9 tRNA genes are annotated in these 883 nt (G+C 51.3%); all 9 read left to right on the forward strand.

Annotated elements, in window-relative coordinates:
* Nucleotides 1–22 precede the first annotated feature (22 nt).
* The 9 genes from GXP75_RS21295 (at nucleotide 23) to GXP75_RS21335 (ending at nucleotide 882) form a co-directional block, all read left to right on the forward strand.
* A tRNA-Val gene (locus GXP75_RS21295) sits at nucleotides 23–98 on the forward strand.
* 30 nt (nucleotides 99–128) lie between these two features.
* Nucleotides 129–204: transfer RNA gene (locus tag GXP75_RS21300), tRNA-Thr, on the forward strand.
* Nucleotides 205–241: 37 nt separating this feature from the next.
* Nucleotides 242–317 (forward strand) — tRNA-Lys (locus GXP75_RS21305).
* 8 nt (nucleotides 318–325) lie between these two features.
* A tRNA-Leu gene (locus tag GXP75_RS21310) sits at nucleotides 326–407 on the forward strand.
* A gap of 42 nt (nucleotides 408–449) precedes the next feature.
* Nucleotides 450–524: transfer RNA gene (locus tag GXP75_RS21315), tRNA-Gly, on the forward strand.
* A 14-nt stretch (nucleotides 525–538) separates the two neighbouring features.
* A tRNA-Leu gene (locus tag GXP75_RS21320) sits at nucleotides 539–624 on the forward strand.
* 11 nt (nucleotides 625–635) lie between these two features.
* Nucleotides 636–712, forward strand: a tRNA-Arg gene (locus GXP75_RS21325).
* 14 nt (nucleotides 713–726) lie between these two features.
* A tRNA-Pro gene (locus tag GXP75_RS21330) sits at nucleotides 727–803 on the forward strand.
* Nucleotides 804–809: 6 nt separating this feature from the next.
* Nucleotides 810–882, forward strand: a tRNA-Ala gene (locus tag GXP75_RS21335).
* Nucleotide 883 lies beyond the last annotated feature (1 nt).

Genomic DNA, 883 nt, shown 5'->3' on the forward strand with positions numbered 1-883 from the left:
AATTGCACGTCAGTGCAAATATGGAGGATTAGCTCAGCTGGGAGAGCATCTGCCTTACAAGCAGAGGGTCGGCGGTTCGAGCCCGTCATCCTCCACCATTTTTACTTGTTTTTTCTTTGACATATCGAGCCGGTGTAGCTCAATTGGTAGAGCAACTGACTTGTAATCAGTAGGTTGGGGGTTCAAGTCCTCTTGCCGGCACCACTTTTATATGGTATAATACTCAAGTCTCTTTTAAAAAGAGCCATTAGCTCAGTTGGTAGAGCATCTGACTTTTAATCAGAGGGTCGAAGGTTCGAGTCCTTCATGGCTCACCATTTTTCATGCGGGTGTGGCGGAATTGGCAGACGCGCTAGACTTAGGATCTAGTGTCTTATGACGTGGGGGTTCAAGTCCCTTCACCCGCATTATATAGGATGACAGTTGTTAATCAGTTGGACATCCTGTCTGCGGAAGTAGTTCAGTGGTAGAACATCACCTTGCCAAGGTGGGGGTCGCGGGTTCGAATCCCGTCTTCCGCTCCAACTATACCATCCACGCCGGGGTGGTGGAATTGGCAGACACACAGGACTTAAAATCCTGCGGTAGGTGACTACCGTGCCGGTTCAAGTCCGGCCCTCGGCATTTAAAATGTTGCGCCCGTAGCTCAATTGGATAGAGCGTTTGACTACGGATCAAAAGGTTAGGGGTTCGACTCCTCTCGGGCGCGCCATTATATATTAAGATCGGGAAGTAGCTCAGCTTGGTAGAGCACTTGGTTTGGGACCAAGGGGTCGCAGGTTCGAATCCTGTCTTCCCGACCATTTCTCGGGGCCTTAGCTCAGCTGGGAGAGCGCCTGCCTTGCACGCAGGAGGTCAGCGGTTCGATCCCGCTAGGCTCCAC

The organism is Bacillus sp. HU-1818, from assembly GCF_022695965.1.
Taxonomy (GTDB): domain Bacteria; phylum Bacillota; class Bacilli; order Bacillales; family Bacillaceae; genus Bacillus; species Bacillus atrophaeus.